We start from the raw sequence: 3,835 nt of genomic DNA, 5'->3' as shown, positions 1-3,835 counted from the left end.
ATAACAACGATCCGTTTTCAAACTTGAAGGTGTTTTTTGTTTGTCTCATATTATGGGGTCAGTCCCTAAACGCCGAGCGGTTTTGATGAAGGCTGAATCCTTTCGGCCGGCTTCACCGTATAAAAAGTGATAACGTTTATTGGAGGTTTGCTGTATGGATATCATTACCGGCATCGGAATCGCTTTAGCCGGATATTTCATCGGAGACGGATTGAAAAATTTTAAATCACCTGATCCTCATGAACACACTGACCACATTCTCATTAAAGAAAAAGATCTGCACTTCTATATCGGTTATTATTTAGGAGTTACCAAGGAAGAAGCGAAACAAATCGTGCCCGACACCTCTGACATTCCGCATATCACGAGAAACGGAAAGCGGTATGTACAGAAAACTGCATTAAGAGAATGGCTGACTTCCATGCTGGAAAAAGAATAACAGCTGCCATGAAAAGCGGGAAGAGTTTTTCTCTTCCCGTTTATTAAGATTCGCCGCCCTGCCTCTCTTCAACCCCAAACATACGACAGATATCATTCTTACGTAACGAAACATCCCCTTCTTTAGATTTCAAATAAAACCCTTTCTTATATAACCGTATGACTTCCTCATATGTAAGCTCATGACGAAGGAGCGCCATTAAACGCCCGTCTTTTTCATCTTGTTTATTGAACCATTCATACTGTTCTGACCAGTTCACTTTCTGCATGTCAAACACCTTCTCACTTTGGATTAATGCCCTTTTCGCATTTATTATACTTATTTCCCCTTTTGTAAACACTCCGACTGCCTGTGACATTTTTGAAAACAGCCGCACCTGCTACTATTAGTCGCCATGTTGACTAATTTCCTTTTGTGATGTATATTGTAACTGTCAACATGGTGACATCTTAGATGGGAGATAACTTATGGATATTAAATTACTAATGAAGGAACTGCATGTTATGCAACAAAGTTACGCATCATTATTTTCGGTTGTCAATAAAGTGCAGGCTCGGGGGGACGAATACTTAGAAATGTTGACTTCCCGACAGCACATGACTCTTATTGCTATTGCCCATTTACCGACGGAAGATACCACACTTATGAATATCGCTAAAAAGCTGGGCACAACAAAACAAACCGCTAACAAATTAATTTCAAGCCTCGCGAAAAAAGGATATGTTCACACTGTGCCAAGCAAACTGGATAAACGTGCAATCAATATTGAGATTACCGCTGAAGGAAAAAAAGCGTTAATTTCCTGTTCAGAAAAATCCACCTATTTTTTAGCGGATATGTTTCATGACTTCACAACTGATGAAATTGAAACATTCTGGAGGCTATTGCAAAAACTTTATCGTTTTGATGGTGAAGAACAGGATGGTTTTGAAGAAAAAGCACATTTGAAAGTTGAAGATCAGGAACAATTCATCTCAGATGACTATGAAGAAAAAATCATGGCTGAATTTTCAAAACGGCGATATGGGAGTGCAGACGATGAATAATATGCTTTATCGAAAAGTAAAAGAAACAGAGGATAAAATGAAGGAAAAATGCTATGAGCTGAAAGATAAAATTGATCAATTTATTTCTCATGCTAAATATAAAATTCATTGCAACCGTAAACTGGACCGAGCCGGCAATTATATATCAATTGCCATTGGACTCTTTATCCTAACTGCCTCATGGCTGACCGCAACACAATGGCTGCTTTGGATAGGCGCGGCGAGTATTTTGAGTAATGCCTGTTTGCTCATTATAAAGCCTGTTAAAAATTGAAAATCTGAAAAAAGCTCTCTAAAAGAGAGCTTTCTTTTATTAATCGTCCCAGTCTTCATCTTCTTCCCAGTTTTCTTTTTTTTCAAGCAACCTTCTGTAGAAAAATTCAATAAAGCTGTCGGCTAGCTTGTCTTGGTATCCAAGTACTCTATCCCAAATAAAAACAGGGCATTCATTATTACTGTTCATTTTATTAGTATCTAAGGCATAAGCAAAAAAATCAATATCTTCTAATATCACAAGTCCATCAGATAAATGATAATAATTACGATATTCCTCTGTGGTTTCAACTACCGAAGCCCCGCCAAAGTCATACCCTAAAATATCAATTCCATATAAGCCGCCAGAGCCAAAGTTTCTCAGAAACCATTTATAACTATCAGGAAGTTGTAGTTGGAGCTCCTTCTCTATATTAATAATCTCTTTTTCACTTATTCCTCTAGTAAAATAACTGTCTGCTTTATTTTCAGTTATAAACTCTATAGTTTTTTCATATAAGTCCATTGATATCTCTCATTCCTTTTTTATTTTTCATATTGTTTTGCTCTCCATTTCCAATACCTGTCTCGGAAATTATCATACTGGGCTTTTAAAACCGGATCGTTTCTAAAGCTTTCACCATCAGATTTAAGCCTATGGATAATGCCGCTATATTTAGTATGTAAGCTATTTGGAATTTCAAGCATTGGACCAGGTTCCTCTTGAATTAAATGGTGTAGATTTATTTGTGTCCCATCTTTCGCAAAAGGTGCATTTCCACTTTTCATTAATTGAAGATTCGTAAGGCCTTTACGATTTTTTTGGTTCATATCAATATCTTTCATAGTATACACTCTGCGGCTTATGTCTTTAACTTTTCCCTTTGCTTTTACCTTGCCCTTAACCTCAAAGGCACCATACTTTTCTTTATTTAACCAAGGAAGGTTTATTTCTTGACCAGTAAACGGCTTTCTCGTTCCATCCGGGATTTGCTTTGCATTGGTCAAAAGTTCATTTTTAAGGTTTTGGCTGTCAACCACATTGTATGGTACGTCACCCGACAGAGCAAGATCATATTTAGAGTTATAAGGAAGCAGTTCTGGAAGTTTAACGTCTTTAATTTTCTTCCCTGCCTGTCCTGCCCTGTTTATGACTTTCCCCGCCGCATCAGCTTTGTTAACGGCTCCTGCGCCTTTCGTTCCGACGACAGCCACAGCTGCTGAACCAATTGCATATGTCACCCATCTTGATCTGGAGTAAGCATCTCCGTTCACCATATCTTTTTGATACGATTCCTCGATTGCTGCTGAAACAGCATCATATGTTTTTACTGGATGAAGTACTGCATTCCCCAGTGCTGACAAGGTTTCTCCCGGATCGGTTATGAAGTCCCATAACCCGCTAACCGTGTCTTTCCCGACATCATAAAGGCCGATGCCGGCTCCTTTTAAAATATCCCAAGTCACTTCTCCGGCTTCTTCCAGCTGTTTTGCTTGTTCAAGCTGAATGACATATTGCTGCTGGGAAGGTTCAAGGTTTTCATAGCCGATCTTCTTCGCAATTTCCAAGTATTCATCCGGATCGGTCACACCGTCAGCGAGCTTTTTCTTCAGATCCTTGATTTCCCGCTCTTTTGCTTCTTCCTTCTTAAACGTTAAATATGTGTCTGAATGTCTTGCAATCTCGCCTTTTTTCTTATGTATGTCACTTTCCCTGTACGCCTTGGCGTTATAGTGAAGCGGAGTGGCGTTTTTTCCTTTGCCCGTGGCATTTTGGAGCTGCTGAAAATCGGCCTGGATGAACTGTTCGTTCGCTTCGGTTTCTGCGTATTCCTTCGTTAGATCATGATCGAGCTTTCCGAGCTTGTGTATGGTATTGTCCCGTTTCTTATCTGCCGAATCCAGCTTTTGATCGACATCCTCTGTCGAGAAAACATCAAGATGAATGATATCGCTGATTTCATCAAGGATACCTTTCATTTCATTGCGCTGCTCCTGCATGATGGCTTGTGATTGATTCTTCGCATGGATCAGCTCGTGTTCTAAAAAGGACTCTTCCACAAACGAATCGCCCAATCCGGCATCAGCTACTTTTCCT

At 39.5% G+C, this 3,835-nt stretch carries 5 protein-coding genes and 1 pseudogene; 3 read left to right on the top strand and 3 right to left on the bottom strand.

Annotated features, from left to right (window positions below; translation table 11 throughout):
* The first annotated feature begins 154 nt into the window (after positions 1 to 154).
* A complete protein-coding gene (locus BGM27_RS10225; protein WP_007408004.1) occupies positions 155 to 439 on the top strand; it encodes a hypothetical protein in 285 nt (94 codons plus the stop codon).
* Positions 440 to 482: 43 nt separating this feature from the next.
* Here BGM27_RS10225 and BGM27_RS10220 read toward each other — a convergent pair whose 3' ends face one another.
* Positions 483 to 707: a hypothetical protein gene (locus BGM27_RS10220; protein ID WP_015417608.1), complete on the bottom strand. Its 225-nt coding sequence runs from the start codon at positions 705 to 707 to the stop codon at positions 483 to 485.
* Positions 708 to 906: 199 nt separating this feature from the next.
* Here BGM27_RS10220 and BGM27_RS10215 point away from each other — a divergent pair, with 199 nt between their 5' ends.
* Both BGM27_RS10215 and BGM27_RS10210 read left to right on the top strand, forming a co-directional pair.
* On the top strand, positions 907 to 1,485 hold the full coding sequence (locus tag BGM27_RS10215; protein WP_007408002.1) for a MarR family winged helix-turn-helix transcriptional regulator: 579 nt from the start codon (positions 907 to 909) through the stop codon (positions 1,483 to 1,485).
* Positions 1,478 to 1,759, top strand: coding sequence for a hypothetical protein (locus BGM27_RS10210; RefSeq protein WP_007408001.1), 282 nt, complete (start codon positions 1,478 to 1,480; stop codon positions 1,757 to 1,759). Before BGM27_RS10215 ends, BGM27_RS10210 begins: the two co-directional genes overlap by 8 nt.
* Before the next feature lie 39 nt (positions 1,760 to 1,798).
* On the opposite strand, the gene BGM27_RS10205 is transcribed toward BGM27_RS10210, so the two are convergent.
* Positions 1,799 to 2,263 (bottom strand): SMI1/KNR4 family protein, encoded by a 465-nt coding sequence (locus BGM27_RS10205; RefSeq protein WP_007408000.1) that lies wholly within the window; start codon positions 2,261 to 2,263, stop codon positions 1,799 to 1,801.
* A gap of 20 nt (positions 2,264 to 2,283) precedes the next feature.
* Positions 2,284 to 3,835, bottom strand: a pseudogene (locus BGM27_RS10200) (HNH/ENDO VII family nuclease); the annotation flags it as partial.

This window comes from Bacillus sp. FJAT-27001 (assembly GCF_019039175.1).
Classification (GTDB): Bacteria; Bacillota; Bacilli; order Bacillales; family Bacillaceae; genus Bacillus; species Bacillus velezensis.
This window is presented reverse-complemented; position numbering and strand designations above follow the sequence as displayed.

Coding starts and splice junctions, on each gene's coding strand:
- BGM27_RS10225 (WP_007408004.1), top strand. CDS start 155: ATGGATATCATTACCGGCATCGGAATCGCTTTAGCCGGATATTTCATC.
- BGM27_RS10220 (WP_015417608.1), bottom strand. CDS start 707: ATGCAGAAAGTGAACTGGTCAGAACAGTATGAATGGTTCAATAAACAA.
- BGM27_RS10215 (WP_007408002.1), top strand. CDS start 907: ATGGATATTAAATTACTAATGAAGGAACTGCATGTTATGCAACAAAGT.
- BGM27_RS10210 (WP_007408001.1), top strand. CDS start 1,478: ATGAATAATATGCTTTATCGAAAAGTAAAAGAAACAGAGGATAAAATG.
- BGM27_RS10205 (WP_007408000.1), bottom strand. CDS start 2,263: ATGGACTTATATGAAAAAACTATAGAGTTTATAACTGAAAATAAAGCA.